Raw genomic sequence first — 26,674 nt, forward strand, 5'->3', positions numbered from 1 at the left:
CAGCCATGGCCGCTTATCAATATGTCTATCACATGCAGGGTGTCTCCAAGACCTATCCGGGCGGCAAGAAATGCTTTGAAAACATTCACCTGAGCTTCCTTCCCGGCGTGAAGATCGGTGTGGTCGGCGTGAACGGTGCCGGTAAATCCACCCTGATGAAGATCATGGCGGGGCTGGACACGGATTTTACCGGTGAGGCCTGGGCCGCCGAGGGCGCCAAGGTGGGCTATCTGCCGCAGGAACCCAAGCTGGATGACAGCCTGACAGCGCGTGAAAACGTGATGCTGGGCGTGGCCGCCAAGAAGGCCAAGCTGGACCGGTTTAACGAACTGGCAATGAACTATTCCGATGAGACGGCGGATGAAATGGCCGCGCTGCAGGATCAGATCGACAGCGAGAACCTGTGGGATCTGGACAGTCAGATTGATGTCGCGATGGAGGCCCTGCGTTGTCCGCCCGACGATGCGGATGTAAAGACGCTTTCCGGCGGTGAGGCGCGCCGCGTCGCGCTGTGCAAGCTGCTGCTGGAAGCGCCCGACATGCTGCTGCTCGATGAACCGACCAACCATCTGGACGCTGAAACCATCGCCTGGCTGCAACAGCATCTGATTGATTACAAAGGCACAATCCTGATCGTTACCCATGATCGGTACTTCCTGGATGACATCACAGGCTGGATTCTGGAACTGGATCGAGGCCGCGGCATTCCCTACGAAGGGAACTACTCGGCCTGGCTGGAGCAGAAGGCCAAGCGGCTGGAACACGAAGCCAAGGAAGACAAATCCAAGCAGAAAACGCTGGAACGCGAACTGGAATGGATGCGTCAGGGGCAAAAGGCCCGGCAGGCCAAGCAAAAGGCCCGGATCAACGCCTATAACGAGCTGGCCAACCAGTCCGAACGCGAGAAAATCACCCGCGCCCAGATCGTCATCCCGAACGGCCCGCGCCTTGGGTCCAAGGTGATCGAGGTGAATGGGCTGAAAAAGGCGATGGGCGACAAGCTGTTGATCGAGGATCTGACGTTCTCGCTGCCTCCCGGCGGGATCGTCGGTGTCATTGGTCCCAACGGTGCCGGTAAATCGACGCTGTTCAAGATGCTGACCGGGCAGGAAAAGCCCGATGCCGGGACGGTGGAATATGGCGACACGGTGGATCTGTCTTATGTCGATCAGTCGCGCGATGACCTGAAGGATGGCGACACGGTGTGGGAGGCCATCACCGGCGGGGCCGAGATCATCCAGTTGGGTGATGCGCAAGTCAACTCGCGCGCCTATTGTTCCTCCTTCAACTTCAAGGGCGGGGACCAGCAGAAGAAAGTCTCGCTGCTATCCGGCGGGGAGCGCAACCGCGTCCACATGGCCCGGCTGCTGAAAGAGGGCGGCAACGTTCTGTTGCTGGACGAACCAACCAACGATCTGGACGTCGAAACCCTGCGCGCGCTGGAAGACGCTCTGGTCGACTTCGCCGGTTGCGCCGTGGTGATCTCTCACGACCGCTTCTTCCTTGACCGCATCTGTACCCACATCCTGGCCTTTGAAGGCGAGGCGCATGTGGAATGGTTCGAGGGCAACTTCGAGGATTACGAGGAAGACAAGAAACGGAGGCTGGGGGCGGATGCACTTGAGCCAAAGCGGTTGAAGCATAAGAAGTTTGTGAGGTGAGTTTTCGCAGAGAGCGGGATCCACTTTTTGATTGGCGCAAACATAACGCGCAACGACTTATTGAACTCGGCATTCCTGAGGCCATCGTAACCGATCATCATCGCTTCCTGCTCGCCGTGCAAAACGGCGAGGACTTCGACAGCGGCTGGACCGCGTACTGGCTCAATTCCCAAACCGGCCCGAAACTTTTGTCCCTTTTAGTCGATAGCTTTGACCCCATCGGCTATGATTTAGTTGACCGCTTGCAACGTATCCACGGACCGCCTCCGTTGAAAGAATATGATGTCGTTCGCCTCAGGGGAAAACGCGGCCGGTTTGATGCCGGATCAGTCGGAACAATTGTCCTCGAAAACTCACCGAATGATTTCACCGTAGAGTTTTCAGGAGAAAACCATCATCAAGACAGCGGACTGCTCGACGTAAAAGCGGCGTGGTGCGAACTAGTCCAGCGACAGCGCAATTCTTTTTAACAAACACTTGATTGTAGGCCGCACGATTTGCGACGCGCGCGGGAGCGAAGCGATGAGTGTTCGGGGAACAGCATCTATGTCAAATCCGAACATCATCAAACTGGCGCGCCAAGATCAGCCAAATCGCCGCCGCGCGGGGAGAGAAGCTGTAGGGTGGGTTTTCAACCCATCTTTTCCTGCGTGAAACCATCCCACATGGCGGGGTGAGCCCCGCCCTACCGGTTCTTGTTTGAACGCAAACAAAACCCACCCACCGGCACCAAATCGGCAGGAAATGGAACCAAATCCGCTCTTATTCCGGCTCATTTCTGCGTAACGCTGAGGGTGAGGAGAGCCGTTATGAGAGCTTATGTTCCTGTTCCACGCACGACCCGGCGGTCTGTTGAAACGCCAAAGCCCGGATATCGCGCGCCCAAGCCGTATCGTTTTACGGATTGGGCGAGCATCTGACCGGCCCACAGCGACCCGTTACAATGTGGTTTCCCGCGCGGGTCTGCCATAGCGGGGTAAAACCCCGCCCTACATTTTCAGGCAAACGCTGTGTGTATCGGCGAGCAGGTCGTTTAAGGGCGTCCTCAGAATACACGCTATAGGCGAATGATCGCCGATCCCCCGGTCCCGAATTTGCCTTTGCCCGCAAAATTGCGCCACACTTGCCCCAATCCCGCCTCAATTGGGGCGTTAACTATCCTCACGACACTCTGGGGAGAGGAAAATATGGCACCAGTCGCAGCGATCCTGGGCAGCGTTTTCGGAACAATAGCAGCCGTGGTTGGCTGGCTTCTGTTCGGTCTCGGCCTTTTGGGTGTTGTGCAGGTCTATTTTCTGGTCTCCCTGCTGGTCGCCGCGGCCCTGATCGGCTATGCGCTGCTACAGCCCAAACCTGCGCCGAAACCCGACCCCGAGGGCCTGCAACGCGCCTGAGCCGCATCCGCGCCACAGTTCCATAAAAACATCCGTTTTTAGTTTCACTCTCTTTTGATTTCCTCTTCAAAAGCTGGCACGATATACAGCAATCACACCGCGAAAAGGGAACGCAAGATGATTAAACGCCGCGAATTTATTGCGACCGGGCTGGCTGCTGCCACAGTGCCTGCTGTCGCGCAATCCTTTGAACTCAATCCGAAATACGCCCCCCAAGATGTGAAGATCGCCAGCCAGTACCAGCCGGGCCAGCTTCTGGTTCTGCCGCGTGCGCATTTCCTTTACCTGGTCACCGGACCGGGCACCGCGCGCCGCTATGGCGTGGGCGTGGGCAAGGCCGGTCTGGAATTCACCGGCACCGCCAAAATCGGCGCCAAGAAGAAATGGCCCACATGGCGCCCGACCAACGAGATGATCGAGCGCGATCCCAGCGCCTATTCCAAGTTCATCGACAATGATTACGTCCAGCCCGGCGGCCCCGGAAACCCCTTGGGTGCGCGCGCGCTCTACCTGTTCCAGAACGGGCGCGACACATATTTCCGCATCCATGGCACCACCGCGCCCCGCTCGATCGGGCGTTCAGTCTCAAACGGCTGTATCCGGATGATCAACGATCACGTGATCGACCTTTACGAACGGGTGCCGATGGGTGCGGTTGTGACCGTTCTTTAAGACGGCACGCCGATCAGGCCTGATTTCGACGGGCGCACCATTGGCTGCGCCCGTTTTCTATTGCACCTGTTCAATCAGGCGCAGAACCGACGGCCCAAGACCCTCGACAATCCGCGCCACGCCATCGGCATTGGGATGGATGCCATCGGCTTGAAAATAGCGCTGCAGCGCATCCGGTGTCCCTTCGCCCAGCCCGGAGAAGAAATAGGGGTGCAGCAGGGCGTCATGATCGGCCGCAAGATCGGGATACATGGTATCAAAGGCAGTTTTATAGGCCGGTCCGTAATTCCCCGGCGCGCGCATGCCGACCAGCAAGACATCGACATCGGCTTCCGCTGCGGTCGTCAGGATCGCATCGAGGTTTCCGCGGCTGACCGCCGGGTCGATCCCGCGCAGCAGGTCATTGCCGCCAAGGGTCACGATCATCGCATCCACGTCTGGCGTCAGGCTCCACGCCACCCGCGCGGCCCCGCCCGCGGTGGCATCGCCCGACACGCCGCCATTGATCAGGGTCACATCTGTCCCCTGCCCGTTCAGCCACGCCTGCAATTGCGGCACCAGCCCGTCGGCCTCAACCAGGCCATAGCCCTGGGTCAGGCTGTCGCCAAAGGCCAGCACCGTGATCTGCTCGGCACGCAGGGGTGCCGTGAGAAACAGAAACGCCATCAATGCCTTGCCCAGCAGGGCGCATACCCCATATGTCCTGCAATGCATCACCAATTGGCCCTTCCTTCATGACCCAGCCCATTCTCTCGCTTAAAGATGCCTCGCTGTCGCTGAAAGGCAATGCCGGAGAGGTGGCCATCCTTCACGGCATTACCCTTGATGTCCATCCGGGCGAGACATTGGGGCTGGTCGGCCCGTCGGGGTCGGGCAAATCTTCGCTGCTGATGCTGATGGGCGGGCTGGAACAGGCCACGGGCGGCAGTGTGATGGCCATGGGTCAGGACCTGACCGGAATGAGCGAGGATCAACTGGCCCGGTTGCGGCGCGATCATGTCGGCGTCGTGTTTCAGTCCTTTCACCTGATCCCCACGATGACAGCGCTGGAAAATGTGGCGACCCCGTTGGAACTGGCCGGGGCGCGCGATGCGTTTGAGCGGGCTGCCGAGGAGTTAGAGGCCGTGGGGTTGGCCGACCGGATGGATCATTACCCCTCGCAATTGTCGGGGGGCGAGCAGCAACGCGTGGCGCTGGCCCGCGCCGCAGCACCACGCCCCGATCTGGTGCTGGCGGATGAACCCACGGGCAATCTGGACAGTTCAAACGGGGCGGCCATTGTCGAGATGCTGTTTGATCTGCGCGCGCGCCACGGGGCCACGCTGGTTCTGGTGACCCACGATCCGACGCTGGCGGCGCGGTGTGACCGGGTGATCACGCTGCGGGACGGGCGCATCGACGTGCCGGAACAGGCCCCGGCATGAGCCTTGCTCTGTCTGCCCGGCTGGCCCGGCGCGAATTGCGCGGGGGGCTGCGCGGCTTCCGGATTTTCCTGGCCTGCGTGATCCTTGGAGTGGCTGCGATTGCCGCCGTGGGCACCGTGCGCGAAAGCATTCAGGCCGGGTTGAGTCGCGATGGTGCGGTCCTTCTGGGCGGCGACGCGGCGTTGGAGCTGACCTATCGCTTTGCGGATGAGGACGAGCGCGGCTGGATGGAAGGCGTCGCGCAATCCGTGTCCGAGATCGCCGATTTCCGCTCGCTCGCCGTGGTGGGCGAGACGCGGATGTTAACACAGGTAAAGGCCGTTGACGGGGCCTATCCGTTGGTCGGTGACGTGGTGTTGGACCCGGCGATGCCCTTGGACGTGGCCTTGCAAGAGAGCAGCCTACCCGGTGCGGTGATGGACCCGGTCCTGATCGCGCAGCTGGATATTGCAGTGGGTGACACGTTCCGCCTGGGCACACAGGAATTTGAGCTGCGCGCAGCGCTGGAGAGCGAGCCGGATGCCGCCGCCGCTGGCTTTGGCCTTGGTCCGCGCACCATCGTGGCGCGTGAGGCATTGGAGGCCTCCGGTTTGTTGGCCCCGGGCACGCTGTTTTCGACGCAGTACCGGTTGAAGTTCCCCCCCGGCAGCGACCTTGCGGTCTTGGAGGCCGAGGCCAAATCACGTTTTGAAACCAGTGGGATAAGCTGGCAAGACGCGCGCAACGGCGCGCCCGGTGTGGCGCAGTTTGTTGATCGGTTGGGGGCCTTCCTGATCCTTGTGGGCCTGTCCGGTCTGGCCGTGGGCGGCGTGGGTATTTCCGCCGCGCTGCGGGCCTATCTGGCCAGCAAAACGCGGACTATCGCCACATTGCGCACCTTGGGCGCAGATCGCCGGGTGATCTTTCAGACCTATTTCATTCAGGTGGGCATTCTTGGCCTTTTGGGCATGGCCTTGGGTGTTCTGCTGGGTGTGGGCCTGCCCATCCTGCTGGCCCCGCTGATCGAGGCGCGCTTGCCGGTGCCAGCCGTCTTTGCCCCCTACCCCGCCCCGATCTTCGAGGCGTTGATCTATAGCCTCTTTGCCGTGCTGATCTTTACCCTCTGGCCGCTGGCCAAGGCCGAACAGGTACGCGCCTCGACCCTGTTTCGCGACGCGCTGTCGGACACGCGCGGGCTGCCAAACTGGCGTTATATTGGGGTTACACTGATCTTGATCATAGCCCTTTTGTCCGCTGCCGCGTGGTTTTCGGGCAATCTGCAACTGACCCTTTGGACCGTAGGCGGGATAGCAGGCGCACTGGCCTTGCTGGCTTTGGCTGCACTGTTGCTGCGCCGAGTTGCAAAGGTCCTGCGCCCGGCATCACGACGCCGTCCGGCATTAGGCTGGGCCTTGGGGGCGATTGGCGGACCCGGCACCACGGCGGGGCCGGTGATGTTGTCGCTGGGTCTTGGCTTGTCGGTTCTGGCCGCCGTGGGGCAGATCGATGGCAACCTGCGCGGCGCGATTGAACGCGACCTGCCCGGGCAGGCCCCGTCCTATTTCTTCATCGACCTGCAAAAGGATCAGATGCCCGGCTTTCTGGAGAGGATCGAAACCGACCCCGCCGTCAGCCAGATTGAACAGGCCCCGATGCTGCGCGGGATCATCACGCGGATCAATGGCCGTCCTGCCGCCGAAGTGGCGGGGGATCATTGGGTTCTGGAGGGCGATCGCGGCGTCAGCTACGCCGGAGCGCTGCCCGAGACGACGACATTGACCGATGGCACATGGTGGGCCGAGGATTACAGCGGTGCACCACAGGTGAGCTTTGCCGCCGAAGAGGCCGCCGAGATGGGATTATCCTTGGGCGATCAGCTGACCGTCAACATCCTCGGGCGGGATATCGAGGCCACCCTGACCTCGCTGCGCGAGGTGGATTTCTCCACAGCTGGCATGGGTTTCATCATGGTGATGAACCCTGCTGCGCTTGAGGCAGCGCCGCATTCCTTCATTGCCACCGTCTATGCCGAGGCCGAGGCCGAAGCGGCGATCCTGCGCGATGTGGCGGGCATGTTCCCCAATGTCACCGCGATCCGAGTGCGCGATGCGATTGGCCGGGTCAGTGACCTGTTGGCCGGGCTGGCAGCGGCGGTATCGTGGGGGGCATCTGTCACGCTTCTCACCGGGTTTCTGGTGCTGATCGGGGCGGCAGCGGCAGACCAGTCGGCGCGCCGGTACGAGGCGGCGATCCTGAAAACCCTCGGAGCCAGCCGCGCGCGTATTCTGGCCAGCCTGACCATCCGCGCCATGATCCTTGGGGCCGCCGCCGGCGCCGTGGCGCTTGGCGCTGGCCTCTTGGGCGGTTGGGCGGTCAGTTACTATATCATGGAGACGGGGTTCGAGGTGATCTGGCCTTCGGCGCTGAGCATCGTTGCGGCAGGTGTGAGTGTCACGCTTCTGGCGGGCATCGCCTTTGCCTGGGGGCCACTGACCGCGCGACCTGCGGCGATTTTGCGCGCAAGGGAATAGCAGCGTTGAACCTCAGGGCGGGGGCTGTCACCCTGCCCCCGGTATCGCCCCAAGGAATCAAACGATGAGTGACAGCCTGCCCATCCCCCTCACCTCGCCCCTGACGCCTGCCCAACAGGCCAGCCTGATCAACCTTGTACGCCGCGCCGCCAAGGCCGAGATCATGCCGCGCTTTCGCAATCTGGGGCATGCGGATGTGTCGGCCAAGTCCTCGCGCTACGATCTGGTGACCGAGGCCGATACCGGGGCCGAGGCAATCCTGGCACGCGGCATTCAGCGGATGTTTCCCCACGCCCTGGTCGTTGGCGAAGAAGCGGCCAGCGCCGATGACACCCTGCGCGACAAGATCGGCGAGGCGGAACTGGCCTTTATCGTCGATCCGCTGGATGGCACCTGGAATTTCGCGCATGGGCTGGCGGTGTTTGGTGTGATCGTGGCGGTCACACGGTTTGGCAAGCCGGTTTTGGGGCTGCTGTATGATCCGGTGATGGATGACTGGATCATCGCGGACGAAGCCCACCCCGCCCGGCTGGCCCGTAACCTCGGGGCCGAGAGACCCTTGCAAATGTCGCGGGGTGGCGCGCTGGACGAGATGTCGGGCTTTATCCATCTTTATCTCATGCCCAAGGAAGGTCAGGCCGAGATGGCTGCCACCTTTCCCGATTTCGCTCGCACGCAGGTGCTGCGCTGTTCGTGTCACGAGTATCGCACGCTGGCACAGGGGGGCATGGATTTCTGCCTCTCGGGGATGATGACACCCTGGGATCACGCCGCCGGTGTGTTGATCTGTCAGCAGGCGGGCGGGTATGTGGCCATGCTGGACGGGTCCGATTACAATGCGGCGGTGCGCGAAGGGTATCTTTTGACCGCGCCCAACAAGGACAGCTGGCAGCGCCTGCGCGACCGGTTTGCATTTCTTCTGGATGGGCCGGACACGGCAGAACCTGTTGTAACGGAAACCTGAACTGACAAAGCCGCGTCGAATGGTCTAGGTTGTAAGCCAAGGAGAACGCGCGGCATGACAGCAGGGTCTGGGGACCACAAGAAAAAGGATTCGCACGCCACCCTTTCGGAAAGTGACCGGGAGGCGGCCATCGACCGGCTTTACGATGTCGCCCTTGATCCCAGCCGGTACGAGGCGTTGCTGGATCATTGGGAAAGCGCCATTGGTCCGTTGCGGGCGCAAGCCGACTTCAGCAAGCCTCAGTTGTTGGACGATCCGCTGATCGAAGGGCATTTCGAACGCGCCAGCACGTTTCTGGACCGCGTGGATACCGGCAGCAAGACAGATGAGATCGAAGATATCCTGGCCCCGTTTGACAGGGTCGCCGCATTTGTTCTGAACACACAGCAGGTTGTCTGTGCCGCCAATGACACCGCCAAAGAGTTGATGGGCGTGGATGTCGGCGCGCGTCTTCGCGATCTTCCGATCAACGACGATGATATAGAGGCGGTTCAGCGCACGCTTGGCTCGCTTTTGTCTGACAGCCCCGAAGACACGGCGATCCTGCGGGTGCGTGCCCGTCAGCAGGGCCGGTTTACTGTCCTGCGGCTACAGCTGTGTCATACGGCCGATGGTCAGCCGCTGGTGCTGACGGCCTCGAACGAAGTCGGCTGGCCAGACGAATTCGGGCCAATCCTGCGCAATGCCTTTGGTCTGACACAGGCCGAGGCCGACGTGGTGCATGGGTTGGTCGAATGCTGCTCGGTGAACGAAATTGCCGCCCGGCGGGACCGCTCGGTCGACACGATCCGCGCCCAGATCAAGTCCATCCTGTCCAAGACCGAAACCCACAGCCAGGTGGAGCTGGTTCGTCTTGCCCTGTCGATGATGGACATGGTCAGCCTGACCGTCGGCACCGCCCCCGGCCCCCGTGTGGTCAGCCGCGGACGCGGCGCGCTGCAGGAGCGCGAGTTTCAATCGCTGCTGACCGCGGACGGCCGACGGCTGGATTACCTGGTGCTCGGGGATCCGGCGGGCAGCCCGGTGTTGTTTCTGCCGCTGGATTATGGCCTCGTGCGCTGGCCCGCGCCGGCCGAGGCCGAGGCCACCCGGCGGGGTTTGCGCATCATTGTTCCGGTGCGCCCGGGCTATGGCCAGTCCGATCCTGTCCCGAAGAACGGCGATTACGATGCCGCCCTTCTGGCGGATGCGATGCAGATCCTTGATACAGAAGGCGCAGGCCCCTGCCCGATCATTTCGCTGGGCGGTGATTTTTACTATGCCGTCCAATTGATCCTGGCAGCGCCCGAGCGCTTTACCGGTGTCGTCGCCTGCGCCGGGGTTTTGCCGCTGACCCGCCGGGAGCAGTTCGAGCGGATGGAGAAGTGGCACCGCTTTATCCTGGCCGGGGCGAAATACACCCCGCATCTTTTGCCCTTCATGGTCAAGGCCGGGTTCCTGCTGGCCCGCAAGATCGGCAAACGCGGCTTTATCCACGCGGTCTACGGCCAGTGCCCGGCGGATGTGGACACTTTCGAGGACCCGGATGTCTTTGAGGCGATGGTAACCGGCTCGGAAGTGGCGTTATCAGAAGAGCATTCCGCCCATGCCGCATTCTCAGCCCAGATTCTGGGGCGTCAGCAAAAGGACTGGTCCGATGACCTGAACCGACTGCGAGGTAAGTTGCCGGTGATCTTCATGAACGGCACGCAGGATCCCCAGATTCCCGTGGCCACGCTGGAGGAGTTTCAACGCGACGTGGACTGGATTGATTATCGCATTTACGACGATGCCGGCCAGTTGGTATTTTTCCGGCATTGGCGCGACGCACTGGACAATCTGCAAGCTTTTCCGGCGAAAAAGTAAACCTTACCCTATCTGGGGTATGACGACACCCGGCGGGCGGGATACCCTTTCGAATAGGGGAAGATGTTTGGTAACGATGTAGGGGATATCTGTTTTCAGGTCACCTATTCGCCGTCCTGTATCGACACCGTTTTTCATAATCGAACACTTTTTGAGTGATCTTTTTTAGCAGCTACGCGGGGCGGCCTTCTTCCAAGGGCCGCCCTTTTCATGACATTCGCTCGGGATTGCTCGGAGTTATGAAAGCCAGCAATGCGGGGCGGAACAGACACTCGTCGCGTGCCAGCCACCGGAGGCCAACGTCAGCCCCTGGGGTGGCGACCCACCATCTGCTTCTGGGCGCTTTATGGTCGCAAAGTACATCCACAGAACGAACGCAGCGCTTGTGTCAGAGTAATCGCCAGCCCAAGGGAGGGGCTGACGATGGCCGGGCCGCTGCGCGGCTGTTAACCGGCTTGGTGCTTAGCTGTGAAGACCGCTTCGGGCTCAAACCAGACATACCGCCGCCGCTCCGATCCTATTCAGCGGCCTGATCATAGGCCTCCATTGTCGGGCAGGTGCATACCAGATGGCGATCACCATAGACGTTATCCACGCGGTTGACCGGCGGCCAGTACTTGTCGACCCGGAACGCGCCCGGAGGGAAACACGCCTCTTCGCGGGTGTAGGGGCGATCCCATTCCTTCACCAGATCCTCCATCGTGTGAGGCGCGTTTTTCAGCGGATTGTTTTCAGGGTCGATCCTGCCCTCTTCAATCGCGCGGATTTCTTCGCGGATCGACAGCATCGCATCGCAGAAGCGGTCCAGCTCGGCCTTGGTTTCGGATTCCGTCGGCTCGATCATCAGGGTACCCGCCACCGGCCAGCTCATCGTGGGAGCGTGAAAGCCGCTGTCCATCAGGCGTTTGGCGATATCGTCCACTGTCACGCCCGCGCTGTCCGCATAGGGGCGCGTATCAATGATACATTCATGCGCCACGCGTCCGCCGCGCCCTTTGTAAAGCACGTCAAACGCCCCTTCGAGCCGCTTGGCAATGTAATTGGCATTCAGGATCGCCACGCGGGTCGCCTGGGTCAGCCCCTCGCCGCCCATCAGAAGCGTATAGGCCCAGCTGATCGGCAGGATCGAGGGCGAGCCAAACGGGGCTGCCGCCACCGGCCCCTCATCTCCACCCAGTTCGGGATGACCCGGCAGATGTGGTTCCAGATGGGCTTTCACACCGATCGGCCCCATGCCCGGTCCACCCCCGCCATGGGGGATGCAGAAGGTCTTGTGCAGGTTGAGGTGGCTGACATCGCCACCCAGGTCACCGGGGCGCGACAGGCCCACCATGGCGTTCATGTTGGCCCCGTCGATATAGACCTGACCACCGTGATCATGGGTGATCTGGCAAACCTCGATCACGGTTTCCTCGAACACGCCGTGGGTGGACGGATAGGTGATCATGCAACCCGCCAGGTTCTCGGCATGCTGTTCAGCCTTGGCACGGAAATCGTCGAGATCGATGTCCCCGTTCTCGGCCGATTTCACCGGTACCACCTTCCAGCCCACCATCTGGGCGCTGGCCGGGTTGGTGCCATGTGCGCTCATCGGGATCAGGCAGATATTGCGGTGTCCCTGACCATTGGCGCGGTGATAGGCCGAGATCGTCAGCAGACCGGCATACTCGCCCTGCGCCCCTGAATTGGGCTGCATCGACAGGGCATCATAGCCGGTGATCACGCACAGCTTGTGGCTGAGATCGTCAATCATTTCCTTGTATCCCAACGCCTGATTTGCAGGGCAAAACGGGTGCAGGCGGGAAAACTCACGCCAGCTGATCGGCATCATCTCGGCCGCAGCGTTCAACTTCATCGTGCAGCTGCCCAGCGGGATCATCGCCCGGTCCAGCGCCAGATCGCGATCCGACAGGCGGCGCATGTAACGCATCATCTCGGTCTCGGCCCGGTTCATGTGAAAGATCGGGTGTGCCAGATAGGCGGACGTGCGGTGCATATTCTCGGGGACACGATAGTCGGGGGTGAAATCGTCGTCGATCTGCTCGATCCCGAAGGCCCGCCAGACAGCCTCGATGTTTCGCGGGCGCGTGGCTTCGTCCAGAGTGATCCCAACGCGGGTTTCCCCCACCCGACGCAGGTTGATGCCCTCATCCACGGCCGATTTCAGCACGGCGGCCTGCAAGGGCCCGACATCGACAGTGATCGTGTCAAAGAACACCTTGGGATCAACCTTGAACCCCGCTTTCTCCAGTCCCTTGGCCAGACGCACGGTCTTGCGATGAATGCGCTGCGCAATCGCCTTGAGGCCCTTGGGCCCATGAAACACCGCGTAGAGCGAGGCCATCACCGCAAGCAGTGCCTGCGCGGTGCAGACATTGCTGGTCGCTTTTTCACGGCGGATATGCTGTTCGCGGGTTTGCAACGACAGCCGGTAGGCGCGGTTGCCCTGGCTGTCGATGCTGACGCCGACAATCCGTCCGGGCATCGCGCGTTTATAGGCGTCGCGACAGGCCATATAGGCGGCGTGCGGGCCGCCATAGCCCATCGGCACACCAAAGCGTTGCGTGCTGCCCACCGCGATATCGGCATCCATCGCGCCGGGCTCTTTCAGCAGGGTCAGGGCGAGCGGATCAGCGGTGACAATGCCGATCGCCTTGTTAGCGTGCAGTTTGGCGATGTGATCAGTGAAATCGCGCACATGGCCATAGGTGCCGGGATATTGGAAAATCGCACCAAACACCTCTTCAGGGTTCATCTTGTCCGGGTTGCCGACGATCACCTTGATGCCAAGGGGCGCCGCACGGGTCTGCATCACGGCGATGTTCTGGGGGTGGCAATCGCGGTCCACGAAAAACGCCATCGCCTTGGATTTCGCCACGCGCTGCGCCATGGTCATCGCCTCGGCGCAGGCCGTCGCCTCGTCCAGCAGGGACGCATTGGCAATTTCAAGCCCCGTCAGATCGCTGACCATGGTCTGGAAGTTCAGCAAGGCCTCAAGCCGGCCCTGGCTGATCTCGGGCTGATAAGGCGTATAAGCGGTGTACCAGGCCGGGTTTTCCAGCACGTTGCGCTGGATCGCGGGCGGGGTGACCGTGCCGTGATAGCCCTGCCCGATCATGTTGACGAGCACCTTGTTCTTGGCCGCCGTCTTGCGCATGGAATGCATCAGTTCCCGCTCGGACATGGGCTTGCCGAAATCCAGCGGCTCGGCCTGACGGATCGCCTTGGGAACGGTTTCGTCAATCAGCGCCTCAAGGCTGGTCGCCCCAACAGTGGCCAGCATGTCGTCCATCTCTTCCGGGGACGGGCCGATATGGCGGCGATTGGCGAAATCATAGGGCAGATAGTCGGTCGGTTTGAACGTCATAACGGTCTCCCACGTCTGTGGCGGGCACGAAAGGCCCTTTTGCGGTTCCAAAGTAATCTCGGCTGCAGGCCAGAGAGGTTTCGCACGAAAAACCCCAGGCCTGCGTCAGATCAGGCGATGAAGGCCTGGTAAGCGGCTTCATCCATGTAATCGTCCATCTGGGATGGGTCGCTGGCTTTGATCTTGAAGAACCAACCGTCGCCGATGGCGTCTTCATTCACCTTGCTGGGCTCATCTGCCAGTGCCTCGTTGACCTCGACAATCTCACCGTCGATCGGGGCCAGAATATCGCTGGCGGCCTTGACGCTTTCGATCACCACGATCTCATCGTCCTTGGTCACCTCGGTGCCCACTTCGGGCAGTTCTACGAAAACGATATCGCCCAGCTGCTCGCTGGCATGTTCGGTGATGCCCACGACAATCACGCCATCTTCTTCGCGCAGCCATTCGTGTTCTTCGGTGAATTTCATCTTGGTCTCTCCCTTGATAATCAGCGTTTGAATGTGGCGGGGGTGAAAGGCATATCGGCCACCTGAACAGGTTGGCGTTTGCCCCGCACCTCTCCGAAAAGTTGTGTGCCGGATGCAGCCATGTCAATCGGCACATAACCCATCGACATCGGCCCTTCGATCGTTGGCCCGAACGCGCCCGAGGTGACATGGCCAATGGCCTCGCCCCCCTCGGCACTGGCGAACAACTCGGTCCCTTCCCGCATCGGGGCACGCCCCTCGGGGCGCAGGCCAACGCGTTTGCGGGTCGCGCCATTGTCCAGCTCGTGCAGGATACGGGCCGCGCCCGGAAAGCCACCCGCCCGCTCGCCGTCGGTGCGGCGCACCTTCTGGATTGCCCAGGTCAGCCCTGCCTCGACCGGGCTGGTGGCGATGTCAATATCGTTGCCATATAGGCAAAGCCCGCCCTCCAGGCGCAGGCTGTCACGCGCGCCGAGGCCAATGGGTTCCACGTCTTCGTGGGCCAACAATGCGCGGGCCAGCGCCTCGGCATGGGTGGCATGGACCGAGATTTCAAAACCGTCTTCGCCCGTATAGCCCGAGCGGGAAATCCAAAGGACACCGTAATCCGAGGAAAACAGGCCAACATCCATGAATCTCATGATGTCACAGCCCGGCGCGATGGGTTCCAGCACCGCCTCGGCGGCCGAACCCTGCAAGGCAATCAGGGCGCGGTCGGTGATTTCCTCGACTTCGCAGCCCTCCAGATTGGCGCGCATATGGGCAATGTCATCGGCCTTGCAGGCGGCATTGACCACCACGAACATCTCGTCCCCGCGATGGGCGATCATCAGGTCATCCATGATCCCGCCCGCGTCATTGGTGAAAAAGCCATAGCGTTGTCGCTTGTCGCCAAGGCCCAGCAGATTGACCGGCACAAGCGACTCCATCGCTGTCGCCGCCCCGCCATAACCATCGGGGTGGCGCACGATCACCTGGCCCATATGGCTGACGTCAAACAGCCCGGCCTTGGCGCGGGTGTGCAGATGTTCCTTCATCACGCCCAAGGGAAATTGCACGGGCATCTCGTGGCCCGCAAAGCCCACCATCTTACCACCCAGTTCCGCGTTGAGGGCGGTCAGGGGCGTTTGCCGCAAAGTCTCGCTCATCGGGTATCCTTCCCAATTTGCGCCAGTTTGATTTTCAGCAAATCAGTCCGGCATCACGTCTGCAAGGCACGAAAGCCTTGCGATGATGCCCCCTCTGTCCTTTCGCCTGAGATCGCTATCCCTTCGGCGCCCCGTCACTTTACGGGGTCTCTCCAGAGTTTATGAAATCGGGTCGGTCCTTTTGCCTGAGAGTTTCCGGGGCGGTTGCTCCTTCGGCACTGGCGGGGCCAGTTCTCCCGTTCCGATTTGAGTGTACGTTAGTATACCGCCCGAGTCGGTTCAAGCGGTTTTGCTGCGGCGACCTCAGGCCAGCTCTTTTCGGCTGCAGGCCGAGGGGGTGAAGATTTCAAACAAAGCGTCGTTGTCACATACCAGCGCTTCAAGCGTGACCGCATCAAGATGGGCAAAGAAAGCTTCGGCCGCATCGGCGATGGCCAGACGCAAGCGACAGGCGCTGACCAGAGGGCAGGTATTGTCGACATCGGCAAAGCACTCGGCGATGGGGGTATGCGATTCGAGTTGGCGAAAGACATCGCCGATCACGATCCGCTTGGGATGCCGATCCAGCGTAATCCCGCCCGAGCGTCCCCGTTGCGTATGCAAATAGTCCAGTTGCGCCAGCCGGTTGATGACCTGCGCCAGATGGCTTTCCGAGGTGTTACAGCGCTCGGCGATTTCGGCCTTTGTGACCAGCCGGTCCATGTTGGCCGCGCAATACATCAACACGCGAATTGCAATATTTGTTCGTTTGGTGATCCGCATTAAGCGACCTCATTGCTTGAACTTGGCACACCCTGCGGGCAAAAAGACCTTTAAAACATGACCTAAATCAAGAGCACGGGTAAAACATTGATCCCACATGCATATTTCTTCGGCTATGGTAGCCTGGTGAACCGCGACACGCATCATTTCGAGGGTGCGCACCGCGCGCGACTAACCGGATGGCGGCGAGTCTGGCGGCACACCCGGCTGCGCCAGGTGGCCTATCTGACGGTGGTGCCGGACGAGACGGGCGACATTGACGGGTTGATCGCGCAGGTGCCGCATGATGACTGGGACGCGCTGGACAAACGTGAAGGGGCGTATGAGCGCGTGGCGGCCGCCCATCAGGTTGCGCATCCCCTGCCCGATCAGCCCGAGATCGCGGTTTATGCCATCCCGGACGGCAAGCATGGCCACCCGGACGAGCATGGGCCGGTGCTACTGAGTTACATCGACGTGGTGGTACAAGGCTATCTGCGCGAATTTGGCGAGGACGGAGCGCGGCGGTTCTTTGAGACCACGAGCGGCTGGGATGCGCCGGTGCTGGCGGACCGCGCCGATCCGGTCTATCCGCGCCACACGAGACTGGGACCGTCCGAGCGCGCGTTTGTCGATGATCATCTGTTCGATTTAGGCGTGCGACTGATCCGCGCCTAGCGGCGAACCTGGAAAATCTGCAGCATACGGGCCTGCCGCTGGAACGGTTCCACCGGCCCCAGTGACGCCAGCGTGGCCACTTTGCGCAGGACCAGCCAATAGGCCAGCAACCCGAACAGCACGCCGCCCACTGCCTGTCCGATCAAAACGCCCGGCGCACCCATCAGCCAGGCCCCGAACATCACGAAAGGGATCGTGCCCAGCGTATGGCGCGCCCAGTTCAGTGTGGTGGAGTAAAACGGGTGGCCCAAATTGTTGAACCCTGCGTTGGCGATGAACAACATCCCGTTGAAGAACCACGCCAAGGCCAGCGGTCCGCAGAACAGATAAACAAGGTCGCGGGCCTGTCCGTCTACCCCGAACAGATCGGCCAGCGGCGCGCGCAGGAAGAACAAAAGCAGGGCCATTCCAACCACGTAGAGGGCCGTGAATGTCAGCGCCGCCCACAAAGCGCCATTCACGCGCTCGCGGTCCTTGGCGCCGAAATTCTGACCGATGATGGGGCCAACCGCCCCAGACAGGGCGAAAATCACCCCGAATGCCAGCGGGATCAGGCGGCCGACAATGGCCATGCCCGCCACGGCGGACTCGCCATAGGCGGCCATGGCGCGGGTGACATAGGCCTGCCCCACGGGTGTCGCCAGTTGGGTCAGAATTGCGGGGACAGCGATGGCCAGAATGGGCGGCAGATCACGCAGCAATGCCATCGGCGTGGGCCACGCAAACCCGCCGTAATGGCGCAGGATCGGGCGCAGGGCCATCGCCGCGATGGTCAGCCGCGCCGCCACGCTGGCCCAGGCGGCCCCGGTCAGACCCATGGACAGACCGAAGATCAGGATCGGGTCCAGCACCGCGTTGACCGTGCCGCCATAGATCGTGGCATACATCGCCCGCTTGGCATCCCCATGCGCCCGCAGGATCGCCCCGCCGGTCATGCCAACCATCAGGAACGGCAAGGTGGGGACAATGATTTGCAAGTAATGCACGGCCAGATCCGCAGTTTCCCCCGTTGCCCCCAGAAGGGCGACGAGATGGTGCAGGTTGACCCAGACCGACGCGGCAAAGATCGCCCCGAAAAGAACGCCGTAAATCAGGGTGTTGGTGGCTTTGACCTGCGCCTCTTCACGCTGTCCTGCACCAAGGGCGCGCGCCACCAACGCCCCGGCGGTGATCGCAAGACCAATGCCGAACGAGGTGGTGAAAAACAGGATCGCCCCCGCATACCCAACAGCCGCAGCCAATTCAGGCTCACCCAGCATCGAGATGAAGATCATGTCGATGAAATCGACGAAGAACACCGCGATCAGGCCGACTGACGCGGTCAGGGACATGACACTGACATGGGCAAACAGGTTGCCGGTCAGGAATTTCGCGCGGTCGTCACTCATTATCGGGCCTTATCATAAGACCCGCACTCAATCATCTGGGCGACATGGCGACAACCCCGGCCTTTTAACGCTCGACCCGCGACAGCGCCAAACCAACCCCGGCACCAAAGAACAACCCCCCGGTCAGCCGGTGCCTGAGCCGCCCCAGCCTCAGGATCAGCGGTCGCGCCGAGTGTGCCGAACTCGCCCATACCAGATCGCCCAGGAAAATCACGCACAGATAAAGCGCTGCGACGGGTACCAATGCTGTCCCCGCTGCATCGGGGCCTATGAATTGGGGAAGAAACGCGGCGTTGAAGAACAGTGTTTTGGGATTGATCATCGCCAGCAACAGCCCCTGCCAGAAAAGTACCCGCCCCGGCCTTTGACTTGGCGTGGTCGCCCCAAAATCCTCGACACCCTGCCTCCAGGACAAGACACCGAGATAAAGCAGATAAAACACACCAGCCCATTTCAACCATGTGAAGGCCGCGCCTGCGAACTCAAGCAGGGCTGCCAGCCCGGTAACAACAACGGCAAGCTGAATGGCCACACCTATGGTGGTGCCCAGAACAGTCATCGCCCCCAGCCGGAATCCGCGGGCAATGGTATTGGCGATGATCAAAGCGACGTTCGGGCCTGGAATCGCCACAAGAAGGGTTGTTGCCCCAATCAGAGCGAATGCGGTGCTTGAATCCATATCGTCTTTCCTCATGCAGGCCTGAAGCGTCCGCCAAAACCTGAATCATAACCTTTACCTGAGTTCTCAGGACAAAGCTGTGACGCAGTCGCATATGCCTTGCGTCAGAGGATGATAGCATAAAGTCGGGAAGCCTGAGAGGTCAGCCCTTGGCGCGGATCACCTGCAACAGTGGCAGAACGTGGCTCATATCGGGCCCATGCGACTGTCCGGTCAGCGCCTTGCGCAGGGGCATGAACAGGCCCCGGCCCTTGCGCCCGGTCGCCTCTTTCACCGCCGCGGTCCATTCGCCCCAGCTTTCGATGGTGTAGGGGCCGTCAGGCAGCAGCGCCATGGCCTCGGCCACGAACTCGGCATCCTCCTCGTCGATCACCGGATCGGCCCCGTCGCGGAACAACACCCACCAGCCCTCAAGATCGGCCATCGTGGTGATGTTGTCGCGCGCCACCGACCAGAAATGCAGTGCAAGATGATCAGGCACGCCCAAAGCCGCCACCTGATTCTTCACGCTCTCATAGGGCAGTGTTTGCAGATGATGCGCGGTCAGCGGATAGAGGTCCTGTTCGTCAAACTTGGTCGGGGCCGCGCCGAACCGCCCGATATCAAAGCCCTCGATCAGCTCGGCCATATCGGCCCGCAACTCGACCGGGTCGGACGAGCCAAGCCGCGCCATCAGGCTGAGCAGTGCCATGGGTTCGACACCCGCAGCGCGCAGATCGCGCAGGGACAAGGTGCCCAACCGCTTCGACAGGCTTTCACCCTGCGGGCCGGTCAACAGGGAATGATGTGCAAATTCAGGCACATGTCCGCCCAGGGCGTGAATGATCTGGATTTGCGTCGCAGTGTTGGTCACATGGTCCGATCCGCGCACCACATGGGTCACGCCCATCTCGGTATCGTCCACCACAGAGGCCAGCGTATAGAGCACCTGCCCGTCACCCCGGATCAGCACCGGGTCCGAAACCGAGGCCGCGTCAATCGAGATATCGCCGAGGATACCGTCGATCCATTCGATCCGCTCCTGATCCAGTTTGAACCGCCACACACCGCTGCCGCGTTCGGCGCGCAATGCCTCTTTCTCGGCGTCGGACAAGGCCAAAGCGGCGCGGTCATAGACCGGCGGTTTGCCCATGTTCAGTTGCTTCTTGCGTTTCAGGTCCAGCTCGGTCGGGGTTTCAAACGCCTCGTAAAAGCGCCCCATCTCGCGCAGTTTATCGGCGGCCTCGGCGTACCGATCCGGCCGGTCCGATTGCCGCTCGACCCGGTCCCATGTCAGGCCCAGCCATTCGAGATCCTCCTGGATCGCATCCACATATTCCTGTTTCGAACGTTCCGGATCAGTGTCATCAATCCGCAGGATGAACGTCCCGCCTGCTTTACGGGCGATCATATAGTTCATCAGGGCAGTGCGCAGGTTGCCCACATGGATGTATCCGGTAGGGGACGGCGCGAAACGGGTGGTGGTCATGGGTCATGCTCCTAGTTCGCGGCTGGCAATGTCACAGCGGTTGGTGATTGTCCAGAATTCAAAGGGTCAGGCGGGGTGCACCGGCCATCTTTTGTCCAGGTCTCGCAGGCCTGCGCGGATCAGTTCGGCCAGCACATCCATATCCACATCGTCCAGTTTGTTGATGTAGAGACAGGCCTTGCCCAGCTTGTGCTTGCCCAGACGCGGCAAGATATCCTTGTAGTCCTGATAGCCGGGCATGATGTAAAGCGATAGGCTGGCCTTGCGCGGACTGAACCCGGTGGCCAGGAAATCGCCCTCGCGCCCACTTTCATAGACATAGTGATAGCGCCCATAGCCGATGATGGAGCCCCCCCACATCACCGGATCGAAGCCGGTCACCTTGTGAAAGAACGTGAGCAGTGTTTCGGCATCCGCACGGCGGCGGGCCGGTTCGACCCCGGCAATGAAATCGGCAGGGTTCTGCGGGGTCGGTTGCGTTTTGTTGCTGGTCATGGCGCGCTCCGAAACCGTTTCGTGTTAAACTTGAAGCTATCAATGGACGCGAAACGGGCACAACACTCATATGTAGTGGGCGTTTCACGAATGGTTGTGTGACAAGTTATTCGCGAAACGCTTTTGCCTCACATTAGCGTGAGAGAGGCCTGCCTGTCACCCGACGGCTCTATATTGAAGCGATACCAACAGGAGAATTGCCATGACATCCCCCCGCCTGACCCGCCGCGCCATGATGGCCACCGCTGCCGCCCTGCCCCTCGCCCCGATCGCCGCCCGCGCCGAAGCGCCCATGCTGGGCGTGGATATGGCGCCGTTTCGCCGCTTCAAGCTGGGTGCGTTCGAAGTGACGACCCTGCTGGCGGGGGCTGCCGTGCGGCCCGACCCACAGACGATTTTCGGAATGAATGTCAACGCGGAGGAGTTCGATGCCGCCTCGGCGCAGGCCAATATTCCCAATGACAAAGCGCAGTTCTTCTTTACCCCCACCGTGGTCAATACCGGCGCGGAACTTGTGCTGTTTGACACCGGGCTGAACGCCGAAGGGATGCACAAGGCGCTGGAGGCTGCGGGATATGCCTCGGACATGATCGACCTGGTGGTGCTGACCCATATGCATGGCGATCACATTGGCGGGCTGATGGAGAACGGTGCGCCAACATTCACCAATGCGCGCTATGCCACGGGCCGTGTCGAATTTGATGCCTGGGCGGCGATGGACAATGCAGGGTTTGACAGCAACGTCCGCCCGCTGGCCGAGCAGATGGTGATGATGGAGGATGGCGACAGCGGTTTTTCCGGCCACACGGCCATGGCCGCTTTTGGGCACACGCCCGGGCACATGGTACATGTCCTTGAAAGCGAAGGACAATCCCTGATCATCGCCGCGGATTTCGCCAATCACTATGTTTGGTCACTGGCCAAACCCGACTGGGAAGTGAAGTTTGACATGGACAAGGCCGCCGCGGCCCAGACCCGCCGCACCCTGCTGGATATGATGGCCACTGATCGCGTGCCGTTCGTGGGCTATCACATGCCCTGGCCCGGTTTGGGCTATGTCGAACGGGACGGCGACGGGTATCGCTATGCGGCGCATAGTTACCAGTTGATGCTGTAAGGGCTTTTCGCGGGTCGTATCCCCGCCCATATTCAGGGGCATGAGCGACCTGCAATCACCCACTGCCACCGACACTCAGGTTTTCGAGCAAATCGCCCGCGCCACGGTCGAGGGCTTTCCCGCGCTGTTTCGCGATGCGGCCCGGCAGGTGGCTTTGCGCGTGGCGGATTGGCCCAGCGCGGATATGCTGGATGCGGTTGGGCTGCATCAGCCGGCCCAACTGACCGGACTTTACGAGGGCATCCCGATGACCGAGAAATCGGTCAGCCATCAGCCCCAGGCCCCCGACACCGTCTGGCTGTTTCGCGAACCCATATTGGCGGAATGGCGCGAGCGGGGGGATGTCGAACTCAACGATCTGATCGCCCATGTGACCGTGCATGAATTTGCCCATCATTTCGGCTGGTCGGACGCGGATATCGCAACCGTGGATCGCTGGTGGGAGTGAACCAATTCGCCCCCCGGCCCGTATCCCCTTCATGACCCAGACCAATCAGAAAATGACCGTCTACTACGACGGTGCCTGCCCGCTCTGTTCGTTTGAAATCGCCCATTACAAGCGGCAGGCGGGGGCTGACAAGCTGGCGTTTGTCGATGCATCCGAGGCGGACACCGACCTTGGGGATGGCTTAAGCCGATCACAGGCATTAGGCCGGTTTCATGTGCGCGATACCGATGGGACGCTGATCTTGGGGGCGGCCGGATTTGCCCGGATCTGGGGGGCGTTGCCACGCTGGCGTATTGCGGCACGGCTCGCCACTTTTCCGGGTGTCCTGCCGGTTCTGGAACTGGCCTATCGCGCGTTTCTGCCCATTCGGCCCGTTCTGGCCCGTGTCCTTGGGCGCCGCTTGGCCAAGGCCGCATCGGAACAGACGCGCTAGGGCATCGCCGACGCCTGTCAGGAGGCGGCGGGCCTTAAACAATGGCCTTTCGGGCCGAATTGATCCGCTCGGCAAGGTCCATTGCTGTGCCGGGCAAAAGCCGCTGAGAAAGGTAAACCGCACCGTCGATCAACGCCGCATTGCCCCGCGCCCAAAGCCTGCGGTACCAGACCATCCGTGCGCGGTAGGCATCGTCATCAACCGTGTGCAGAACCAGGAAAACCTCGCGCGCCGAGGCGGCGGCATCCGCATAGGCGAATTCCTCCCAACGCAGCAGGGGGTAACGCCAGACATGGATGCCCGCCGCGTCCACCCGCAGGACCGGTTTGGGCGAGAGGAGCCGGAACAGCGCGGTCACGGTCGCCGTCCCGAAAAACAGGATGCCGACAAGGCCGATGGGCAGCATGACGAAGGACTCGACCTCGCCCTGCCAGGCCAGCCACAGGGGCAATACGGACAGGGCGGTCATGGCGACGCCGACACCAGCAAGAAGAAGAGTTCTGAGGCGCGGGGCATGAATTTCAAACGGCTGTGTGGTCATGGTGTGGGTGTGTCACAGAGTCCGCGAGATGCGCGTATAGGCCAGTTCGATACTATCAATGGCCAACTCATTGCGCATGGCATCAAAACTGCCGACGGACCATTTGACCGGATAGGCGTTCGAGACCTGCCATTCAGCCACCGGTTCGCCCTCGCCATCAAGCAAAGACACGGTCAGGCCCTTGGGTTGAAGGGGCGCGGCCAAATCACTTTCAAAAACGGATTTGCACCATGTCACGATCTCGGACGTGCTTGTGGTCCGACCGCGCTTCAGTTTCAGATTTGGGTGCTTCACGGTTTTTGGAAGCTGATGGACAAAACGGTTCTCACCGCCTTCGATGATCGTTTCGACATCCATCCTCGCCTCAAGGCCGGACACTTCCTGACAGGCAAAGGCCACGTCTTGATCACCTGCAAACCTGACAGCGAAGTGGAACGCGACGGGAGGTATGACATCCGACATGGGGCCAGCTTAGACCGAATTGCCCCAGCCGCCAATCACCCCTCATCCTGCCAGGCATTGACGATTGCATGGCGCCAGCCCAGCCAAAGCGTGGTTTAGAGAACCATTGCCCTCCTTGCTCATAGTTATACTTGAAACCTGACTGATTTTCGCCACGTTTCTGGGGCAAACCACATCGATCGTTCAACCTCAGAGTGTGGAATCAGGCCATGTCCAACGCGGGTTTTCAGGACCGCTTACAGCGCATCAGCGCAAAGTCATCACCGCAACAGCAAGTGGAGGCACGCAGAGGTGGGCCAAAGCGGTCCCGTGGCCAAAAGCGGATCAACCGCCGCTTCGTAATTGGTGGAGCGGTCATGATCGCGGGCCTTCAGACGTTAAGGCAGGCCAACCAGCATTACGATGCGCTTCGGGACAGTGAGTTACCTGGAGTATTGATCGGGCTCGGTCTTGGCGGATCGGTGATGTTCCTGTTTGGAATCATCATGATGGCACGTGCGATGTATAGATTGTTGGTTGCCTCATCGGATGGGTTTCAAGATGAGATCGAAGAGGCGCAGCCCGCGCGGCAGACGTCCGGTTGGTTGCGGTTGCTATTCTCGCTTCTAGGATTCGTCATTGGCGCGATTGCCTGCTTTTACATGTTCATGGTGTCAGCCGCCCGTTACATTGACACAGAAACCTCTCAGCTCTTTCAGCAGGGTGGCGTGTTCATCGTGTTTTGCCTGATCGCGCTGTCCCTGCTTTTTGGCCTGGTCGGGGTTTTTCTGCGCGGTTTCGCACTGGGTCGAGTGCCGGTCTATTTCCTGTTTGGTGGTATGCTGACCTATGCCGCTGTTCGGATTCTCGGTTTCAACATGCTGGAATGGCAGGACTTCGTCGTCAGGCTGCAGTAATCAGCCCTTTCCCGAGGCAAGCTTCCTGCGAAGCGCGTCCCAAAGTGCACCGCGGGATCAAACGGTACTTTATCCCTCATCCCGCCAGCGGTTCACGATGGGATAGCGCCGATCCAGCCAGAAGGCGCGTTTGGAAAGGCGGGTGCCGGGGGCGGATTGGAAGCGTTTATATTCCGAGATGTAGAGCAGATGTTCGACCTGTTTGGCATCTTCGCGGGTAAACCCGGCCGCCACGCAATCCGAGATGGACCCATCCTGATCGACCAGAATATCCAGAATGCCATCCAGCACCGGGTAGTCGGGCAATGAATCACTGTCTTTCTGATCCTCGCGCAGTTCGGCACTGGGCGGTTTCTGGATCACGTTCGGGGGGATCACCTCGCCCCCCGGTCCCATCATCCAGTCGCGGTGATGGGCATTGCGCCAGCGGCAGATATCGAAAACACGGGTTTTATACATATCCTTGATGGGGTTGTACCCCCCTGCCATATCGCCATAGATCGTGGCATAGCCCACCGCCACCTCGGACTTATTGCCGGTGGTCAGCAGCATTTCCCCGAACTTGTTGGAGAGCGCCATCAACAGCAAACCGCGCAGGCGCGACTGGATGTTCTCCTCGGTCAGCCCCTCTTCGGTGCCCTCAAACAGCGGGGCCAGCGTGTTGGTGATGGCCTGACGCCCTTCGGCGATGGGCACGAAATCATACCGGCAGCCAAGATTTTCAGCCACCGCCTTGGCATCGTCCAATGAGGATTGCGACGTGTATTCCGAGGGCAGCATTACGCAGCGCACGTTCTCGGGACCAAGCGCATCCGATGCAATCGTCGCCACGATCGCGCTGTCGATCCCACCCGACAGGCCAAGCAGCACTTTCTTGAACCCGGTTTTGCGCATGTAGTCGCGCAAAGACAGCACCATCGCGTGGTAATCCTGCTCATAAGCGTCGGGGATATGGGCCAACTCGCCCGGTTCGGCCCGCCATCCGTCCCCGGTGCGCACCAGATCGAGATGGGCAATCGCCTCTTGCATCACGGGCATTTGCAGGGCGAGTTCCCCGCCGGGGTTCAATGCGAACGTGCCCCCGTCAAACACCTGATCATCCTGCCCACCGACAAGGTTGAGATAGATCACCGGTAGCCCGGTCTCAATCGCACGCGCGACCATCAGGTTCTGCCGCGTCTCCATCTTGTTGCGGTAATAGGGTGAGCCATTAGGGATCAGCAGAAACTCGGCGCCCGTCTCGGCCAGGGTTTCGGCCACGTCGGGGTGCCAGCCATCCTCGCAAATCGGAGTGCCGATGCGTACATCCCCCACCGCATAAGGCCCGCCGATATCGCCGCTGTCATAGATGCGAACCTCGTCAAACACGGTCTCATTGGGCAAATGATGTTTCAGCACTGTCGCACTGATCGTCCCGTTTTTCAGGATGTAATAACCATTATAGAGCCCCGCACCGCTGAGCGCCGGGCCGCCAATGCCCAGCGCCGGACCGTCGGCACAATCAACCGCCAGTTTCTCGATCTCGGCAATCGCCGCCTGATGAAAGGCCGGTTTCATCACCAGATCCTGCGTGTTGTAGCCGGTGATGAACATCTCGGGCAGCGCGACCATGTTGGCCCCGGCCTCGCGCCCGGCCTCCCACGCTTTGCGCGCAAGGGCTGCGTTGCCTGCAAGATCGCCCACAGTGGCGTTCAGCTGTGCCAGTGTCAGGCGGAAGGTATCGGCCATATCTCTGCCCTTTCGCAGGTCTTCGTGCGCAAGATTTAGCAGATAGGCGCGCAAGGGAAAGGCGATTTACCGGAAAGCCGTTGCCCCGCCCGGCAAGGTCCAATAGATTTCGCTGAAACGATCTGCACGAGAGTGCAGGCAGGGG

The 26,674-nt window shown here is 60.8% G+C and carries 25 protein-coding genes and 1 riboswitch; of the genes, 13 read left to right on the forward strand and 12 right to left on the reverse strand.

Annotated features, from left to right (window positions below):
- Positions 1-5: 5 nt before the first annotated feature.
- The 4 genes from ettA (at position 6) to V6N02_RS12345 (ending at position 3,727) form a co-directional block, all read left to right on the forward strand.
- Positions 6-1,661 carry an energy-dependent translational throttle protein EttA gene (gene ettA, locus V6N02_RS12330; RefSeq protein ID WP_371225903.1) on the forward strand — a complete coding sequence of 552 codons (1,656 nt, stop codon included), beginning with the start codon at positions 6-8 and terminating at the stop codon, positions 1,659-1,661.
- On the forward strand, positions 1,658-2,131 hold the full coding sequence (locus V6N02_RS12335; protein ID WP_371225904.1) for a hypothetical protein: 474 nt from the start codon (positions 1,658-1,660) through the stop codon (positions 2,129-2,131). Before ettA ends, V6N02_RS12335 begins: the two co-directional genes overlap by 4 nt.
- A gap of 717 nt (positions 2,132-2,848) precedes the next feature.
- On the forward strand, positions 2,849-3,055 hold the full coding sequence (locus tag V6N02_RS12340; RefSeq protein WP_371225905.1) for a hypothetical protein: 207 nt from the start codon (positions 2,849-2,851) through the stop codon (positions 3,053-3,055).
- A 117-nt stretch (positions 3,056-3,172) separates the two neighbouring features.
- Positions 3,173-3,727 carry a L,D-transpeptidase gene (locus V6N02_RS12345; protein WP_371225906.1) on the forward strand — a complete coding sequence of 185 codons (555 nt, stop codon included), beginning with the start codon at positions 3,173-3,175 and terminating at the stop codon, positions 3,725-3,727.
- A gap of 57 nt (positions 3,728-3,784) precedes the next feature.
- Here the strand turns inward: V6N02_RS12345 and V6N02_RS12350 are convergent, their stop codons facing one another.
- Positions 3,785-4,441 (reverse strand): arylesterase, encoded by a 657-nt coding sequence (locus V6N02_RS12350; RefSeq protein ID WP_371225907.1) that lies wholly within the window; start codon positions 4,439-4,441, stop codon positions 3,785-3,787.
- Positions 4,442-4,461: 20 nt separating this feature from the next.
- Here V6N02_RS12350 and V6N02_RS12355 point away from each other — a divergent pair, with 20 nt between their 5' ends.
- The 4 genes from V6N02_RS12355 to V6N02_RS12370 all read left to right on the forward strand — a co-directional run bounded on the left by V6N02_RS12355 (position 4,462) and on the right by V6N02_RS12370 (position 10,470).
- Positions 4,462-5,151, forward strand: a complete 690-nt coding sequence (locus V6N02_RS12355) for an ABC transporter ATP-binding protein (protein WP_371225908.1) — start codon at positions 4,462-4,464, stop codon at positions 5,149-5,151.
- The gene (locus tag V6N02_RS12360) at positions 5,148-7,661 is read left to right on the forward strand and encodes an ABC transporter permease (RefSeq protein WP_371225909.1); all 2,514 of its coding nucleotides are present in this window, start codon (positions 5,148-5,150) and stop codon (positions 7,659-7,661) included. Before V6N02_RS12355 ends, V6N02_RS12360 begins: the two co-directional genes overlap by 4 nt.
- 64 nt (positions 7,662-7,725) lie before the next feature.
- Entirely contained in the window at positions 7,726-8,625 is a 900-nt protein-coding gene (locus V6N02_RS12365; protein WP_371225910.1) for an inositol monophosphatase family protein, read from the forward strand.
- Positions 8,626-8,679: 54 nt separating this feature from the next.
- Positions 8,680-10,470, forward strand: coding sequence for a bifunctional helix-turn-helix transcriptional regulator/alpha/beta hydrolase (locus V6N02_RS12370; RefSeq protein ID WP_371225911.1), 1,791 nt, complete (start codon positions 8,680-8,682; stop codon positions 10,468-10,470).
- Positions 10,471-10,987: 517 nt separating this feature from the next.
- On the opposite strand, the gene gcvP is transcribed toward V6N02_RS12370, so the two are convergent.
- The 4 genes from gcvP to V6N02_RS12390 all read right to left on the reverse strand — a co-directional run bounded on the left by gcvP (position 10,988) and on the right by V6N02_RS12390 (position 16,217).
- The gene (gene gcvP, locus V6N02_RS12375) at positions 10,988-13,837 is read right to left on the reverse strand and encodes an aminomethyl-transferring glycine dehydrogenase (protein ID WP_371225912.1); all 2,850 of its coding nucleotides are present in this window, start codon (positions 13,835-13,837) and stop codon (positions 10,988-10,990) included.
- A 110-nt stretch (positions 13,838-13,947) separates the two neighbouring features.
- A complete protein-coding gene (gene gcvH, locus V6N02_RS12380; RefSeq protein ID WP_371225913.1) occupies positions 13,948-14,307 on the reverse strand; it encodes a glycine cleavage system protein GcvH in 360 nt (119 codons plus the stop codon).
- A gap of 20 nt (positions 14,308-14,327) precedes the next feature.
- Positions 14,328-15,455 carry a glycine cleavage system aminomethyltransferase GcvT gene (gene gcvT / locus V6N02_RS12385; protein WP_371225914.1) on the reverse strand — a complete coding sequence of 376 codons (1,128 nt, stop codon included), beginning with the start codon at positions 15,453-15,455 and terminating at the stop codon, positions 14,328-14,330.
- 163 nt (positions 15,456-15,618) lie between these two features.
- Positions 15,619-15,704: riboswitch (glycine riboswitch) on the reverse strand.
- 54 nt (positions 15,705-15,758) lie between these two features.
- Entirely contained in the window at positions 15,759-16,217 is a 459-nt protein-coding gene (locus V6N02_RS12390) for an RrF2 family transcriptional regulator (RefSeq protein WP_371225915.1), read from the reverse strand.
- A gap of 90 nt (positions 16,218-16,307) precedes the next feature.
- On the opposite strand from V6N02_RS12390, the gene V6N02_RS12395 reads away from it, so the two are divergent.
- A complete protein-coding gene (locus tag V6N02_RS12395; protein ID WP_371226364.1) occupies positions 16,308-16,874 on the forward strand; it encodes a gamma-glutamylcyclotransferase family protein in 567 nt (188 codons plus the stop codon).
- On the opposite strand, the gene V6N02_RS12400 is transcribed toward V6N02_RS12395, so the two are convergent.
- The 4 genes from V6N02_RS12400 to V6N02_RS12415 form a co-directional block, all read right to left on the reverse strand.
- On the reverse strand, positions 16,871-18,262 hold the full coding sequence (locus tag V6N02_RS12400) for an MATE family efflux transporter (protein ID WP_371225916.1): 1,392 nt from the start codon (positions 18,260-18,262) through the stop codon (positions 16,871-16,873). The genes V6N02_RS12395 and V6N02_RS12400 overlap by 4 nt on opposite strands.
- A 64-nt stretch (positions 18,263-18,326) precedes the next feature.
- Entirely contained in the window at positions 18,327-18,941 is a 615-nt protein-coding gene (locus V6N02_RS12405) for a LysE family translocator (protein WP_371225917.1), read from the reverse strand.
- 142 nt (positions 18,942-19,083) lie between these two features.
- Positions 19,084-20,409 (reverse strand): glutamate--tRNA ligase, encoded by a 1,326-nt coding sequence (gene gltX, locus V6N02_RS12410; protein WP_371225918.1) that lies wholly within the window; start codon positions 20,407-20,409, stop codon positions 19,084-19,086.
- A 66-nt stretch (positions 20,410-20,475) separates the two neighbouring features.
- Positions 20,476-20,904, reverse strand: coding sequence for a DUF1801 domain-containing protein (locus V6N02_RS12415; RefSeq protein ID WP_371225919.1), 429 nt, complete (start codon positions 20,902-20,904; stop codon positions 20,476-20,478).
- A gap of 202 nt (positions 20,905-21,106) precedes the next feature.
- On the opposite strand from V6N02_RS12415, the gene V6N02_RS12420 reads away from it, so the two are divergent.
- From V6N02_RS12420 to V6N02_RS12430, 3 genes are read left to right on the forward strand one after another with little or no spacing between them, the layout of a single operon-like run.
- The gene (locus tag V6N02_RS12420) at positions 21,107-22,021 is read left to right on the forward strand and encodes an MBL fold metallo-hydrolase (protein WP_371225920.1); all 915 of its coding nucleotides are present in this window, start codon (positions 21,107-21,109) and stop codon (positions 22,019-22,021) included.
- 40 nt (positions 22,022-22,061) lie between these two features.
- Positions 22,062-22,469 (forward strand): metallopeptidase family protein, encoded by a 408-nt coding sequence (locus V6N02_RS12425; RefSeq protein ID WP_371225921.1) that lies wholly within the window; start codon positions 22,062-22,064, stop codon positions 22,467-22,469.
- 31 nt (positions 22,470-22,500) lie between these two features.
- Positions 22,501-22,902 carry a thiol-disulfide oxidoreductase DCC family protein gene (locus V6N02_RS12430; RefSeq protein ID WP_371225922.1) on the forward strand — a complete coding sequence of 134 codons (402 nt, stop codon included), beginning with the start codon at positions 22,501-22,503 and terminating at the stop codon, positions 22,900-22,902.
- 34 nt (positions 22,903-22,936) lie between these two features.
- On the opposite strand, the gene V6N02_RS12435 is transcribed toward V6N02_RS12430, so the two are convergent.
- Both V6N02_RS12435 and V6N02_RS12440 read right to left on the reverse strand, forming a co-directional pair.
- Positions 22,937-23,443, reverse strand: coding sequence for an STM3941 family protein (locus V6N02_RS12435; RefSeq protein WP_371225923.1), 507 nt, complete (start codon positions 23,441-23,443; stop codon positions 22,937-22,939).
- Positions 23,444-23,455: 12 nt separating this feature from the next.
- Entirely contained in the window at positions 23,456-23,905 is a 450-nt protein-coding gene (locus V6N02_RS12440; protein ID WP_371225924.1) for a phage tail protein, read from the reverse strand.
- Positions 23,906-24,261: 356 nt separating this feature from the next.
- On the opposite strand from V6N02_RS12440, the gene V6N02_RS12445 reads away from it, so the two are divergent.
- Positions 24,262-24,801, forward strand: a complete 540-nt coding sequence (locus V6N02_RS12445) for a hypothetical protein (protein WP_371225925.1) — start codon at positions 24,262-24,264, stop codon at positions 24,799-24,801.
- A gap of 69 nt (positions 24,802-24,870) precedes the next feature.
- Here V6N02_RS12445 and V6N02_RS12450 read toward each other — a convergent pair whose 3' ends face one another.
- Positions 24,871-26,529: an NAD+ synthase gene (locus tag V6N02_RS12450; RefSeq protein ID WP_371225926.1), complete on the reverse strand. Its 1,659-nt coding sequence runs from the start codon at positions 26,527-26,529 to the stop codon at positions 24,871-24,873.
- Positions 26,530-26,674 lie beyond the last annotated feature (145 nt).

It is taken from the genome of Roseovarius conchicola (assembly GCF_041403425.1).
In the GTDB taxonomy this organism is placed as follows: Bacteria; Pseudomonadota; Alphaproteobacteria; order Rhodobacterales; family Rhodobacteraceae; genus Roseovarius; species Roseovarius conchicola.